Origin of the sequence: Cereibacter changlensis JA139 (assembly GCF_003034985.1) — a bacterium.
In the GTDB taxonomy this organism is placed as follows: domain Bacteria; phylum Pseudomonadota; class Alphaproteobacteria; order Rhodobacterales; family Rhodobacteraceae; genus Cereibacter; species Cereibacter changlensis.
This window is the reverse complement of the sequence record NZ_PZKG01000257.1, coordinates 1-2,858: the sequence shown is the minus strand read 5'-3', so window position 1 is coordinate 2,858 and position 2,858 is coordinate 1. Positions and strand designations below refer to the sequence as shown.

The following is a 2,858-nucleotide window of genomic DNA, read 5'->3' as shown; positions in this document are numbered from 1 at the left end:
GGTGGTGGGCGAGATCGCCGTGCTGCCGGTCTGTCTCGGCCTTCCCTGGGTCGCGCTGGTCTTCACCCTGCTGAACGCGGCGGTGCTGACCATCCGCATCCGGGCCGAGGCGGCGGCCCTGAGACCCGCACGCCATGCCGCCGGCTGAGGCGCGCCCTTCGCGACCCGCCGTCTGGCTCGGCTTCCTCGCCATGTGCACCGGCATGTTCATGGCGATCCTCGACGTGCAGATCGTCGCGACCTCGCTGCCGAACATCCAGCAGGCTTTGGGCATCCCGCCGGACCAGATGAGCTGGGTGCAGACCGCCTATCTGATCGCCGAGGTCATCGCCATTCCGCTGACTGGGGTGCTGATGCGCATCCTGACGATGCGCTGGCTCTTCGTGATCGCCACGACCGTGTTCACCCTGGCTTCGCTGGGCTGCGCCGCGTCGGACAGCTTCGGCACGCTGATCCTCTGGCGGGTGCTGCAGGGCTTCGCCGGCGGCACGCTGATCCCGGCGGTCTTCGCCGCTGTGTTCCTGCTGTTCCCGTCGCGGCGGCAGGGAATCGCCACCACACTGGCCGGGGTGCTGGCGGTGCTGGCCCCCACGGTCGGGCCGATCGTCGGCGGCTGGATCACCGAGACCTGGTCCTGGCACTGGCTGTTCCTCATCAACCTCGCGCCCGGCGTCGTCGCCGTTCTGCTGGGCGCGGCGCTGCTGCCGCGCGAGAGGATGCAGCCGGCGGCGGCCCGCAGCCTCGACCTCGTCTCGCTGACGCTGCTGGTCCTGTCGCTGACGTCGCTGGAGATCGCGCTGAAAGAAGCCCCCGCGGCGAGCTGGACCAGCGGCCCGGTGCTGGCGCTGCTGGCGCTGGCGGTCTCGGCCGGGGCGGGCTTCGTCGTCCGCTGCCTTAAGGCTGCGCCGCCGGTGGTGGAGCTGCGCAGCTTCGCCGACCGCCGTTTCGCCATCGGCTGCCTGCTCAGCTTTGTGTTGGGGATCGGGCTCTTCGGCTCGGTCTACCTGATGCCGGTGTTCCTCGCCTTCGTGCGCGGCCACAACGCGCTGGAGATCGGGACCATCATGCTCGTGACCGGGGTGGCGCAGCTGCTGACCGCGCCGATCGCCGTCGCGGCCGAGCAGCGCCTCGGCGCGCGGCTGCTCACCGGCTTCGGCTTCGCGCTCTTCGCCGCCGGGCTCGGCTTCAGCGCGCTGCAGACCCCGGCCACGGATCATGACGGTATGTTCTGGCCGCAGGTGCTGCGCGGCGTGGCGATCATGTTCTGCCTGCTGCCGCCGACCCGGCTGGCGCTCGGACATCTGCCGGAGGCGCGGGTTCCGGACGCCAGCGGGCTGTTCAACCTGATGCGCAACCTCGGCGGGGCCATCGGCCTCGCGCTGATCGACACCGTGATCTATTCGCGCAGCCCCGGCCATGCCGCCGCGCTGCTCGAGCGGCTGCGGGCGCAGGACGCCGAGGCCGGGCGCTTCATCGGCATCCCGGCGCAGATGATCGCCGCGCTGCCGCCCGGCCCGCTGCCCCCGCAGGCCGAGGCGATGCTGGCCCCGCTGCTGGAGAAGGCGGCGCTGACCCTGGCGATCAACGACGCCTGGCTGATGATCGCGGTGCTGACGCTGGCCGCCCTAGCCTGCGTGCCCTTTGCGGGCGGGCCGAAAGAAGCGGGGACAGGCAAACCCTCAGACCGGCAGCCGAACGGTCACCTCGAACCCGTCCCGCTGTCCGGACCGGGGCGAGGCGAGGGTCAGCGTTCCGCCTGAGCGGTCGACGATGGTGCGGACGATGGCAAGGCCAAGGCCGGAGCCCTCTCCCGCCCCCGGGGCTCGCTCGAAGCGCAGTGTCAGGCGGCGAAGCACGTCCGGGGCGACCACCGCGCCGCCATTGCCGACCGACAACTGCCCGGCCGCGGGTCCAGCCCCACCTCGACCGGAGCCTCGTCTCCATGGCGCAACCCGTTCTCGATAAGGTTGCGGCAGAGGATGGCGAAGGCGTCCGGGTCGATCCGGCTGAACACGGATCCCTCCGCCATCTCCAACGCGATCCTGTTGCCCGTGCCGGCGCGCGCAAAGTCGGTGACGACAAGGCGCAGGATCGGGCGAAGATCGGCGCCGACCTGCGTCGTGACCCGCCCGCCCTCCGCTCGCGCGAGCTGCAGGAGCTTTTCCGAAAGCCGGGTAAGGCGCTTCAGCGTGACCTCGATCTCGGCCGCACGTCGCGCCGCTTTCGGGTCGGAGGTTTCGATCCGGATGCGCTGCGCCTGGGCTGTGGCGCCGGCGACCGGGGTGCGCAGCTCATGCGCTGCATGGACGGCAAACGAGCGCTCCGCCTCGAACGCTTCGCGCAAACGGTCGAAGAGCTGGTTCACCGCCGCCGCCAATGGAGCGATTTCGGCCGGCAGGCCGGAGCCGTCAATGGGAGAAAGATCGCGGGCGCCGCGGGTACCAAGCGCCTCCCGCAGCCGGCGCACCTGTCGGAAGCTGTGGCGGACCACGGCAATAAGCCCCAGGAGGGCAAGCGGGATGACTACAAGGATCGGCAATCCCAGCGCCATCGCCACCTCACGGGCGATCCCGGCGCGGTGCGAGAGCGGCTCGGCCACCGTCATGATCACGGTGCCCTGCAACGCCGTCTCGCAATACAGGCGATGAGTATCGGTCTGCGCGAACCCCGGCGCCGCACACAGGGGAAAAGCCGTCGGATCGGCTTGGTGTGAGGCCATCAGCACCCGCCCCCCGGGGTCGCGCACGAGATAGGTGTAGAATTCCTCATGGTCGCGCAGCGCGGCGATCCGCTGGGTGACACTCGGATCCTCGCGGCCGAGAATATCCGTGACCGCCAGGGGCAGCAGCCGCTGGGCG

The 2,858-nt window shown here is 70.6% G+C and carries 3 protein-coding genes; 1 reads left to right on the top strand and 2 read right to left on the bottom strand.

Going from position 1 to position 2,858, the window contains the following annotated elements:
* Window positions 1-134: 134 nt before the first annotated feature.
* Window positions 135-1,760: a DHA2 family efflux MFS transporter permease subunit gene (locus C5F48_RS22850; RefSeq protein WP_107666007.1), complete on the top strand. Its 1,626-nt coding sequence runs from the start codon at window positions 135-137 to the stop codon at window positions 1,758-1,760.
* Here C5F48_RS22850 and C5F48_RS26525 read toward each other — a convergent pair.
* Window positions 1,680-1,856 carry an ATP-binding protein gene (locus tag C5F48_RS26525; protein WP_373454369.1) on the bottom strand — a complete coding sequence of 59 codons (177 nt, stop codon included), beginning with the start codon at window positions 1,854-1,856 and terminating at the stop codon, window positions 1,680-1,682. The genes C5F48_RS22850 and C5F48_RS26525 overlap by 81 nt on opposite strands.
* A partial coding sequence (locus tag C5F48_RS22845) for a histidine kinase dimerization/phospho-acceptor domain-containing protein (RefSeq protein WP_258186556.1) occupies window positions 1,841-2,858 on the bottom strand: 1,018 nt, incomplete at its 5' end. The genes C5F48_RS26525 and C5F48_RS22845, both read right to left, overlap by 16 nt.

Bases quoted from the DNA above. Each gene is read 5' to 3' on its own strand.
- C5F48_RS22850 (WP_107666007.1), top strand. From the start codon at position 135: ATGCCGCCGGCTGAGGCGCGCCCTTCGCGACCCGCCGTCTGGCTCGGC.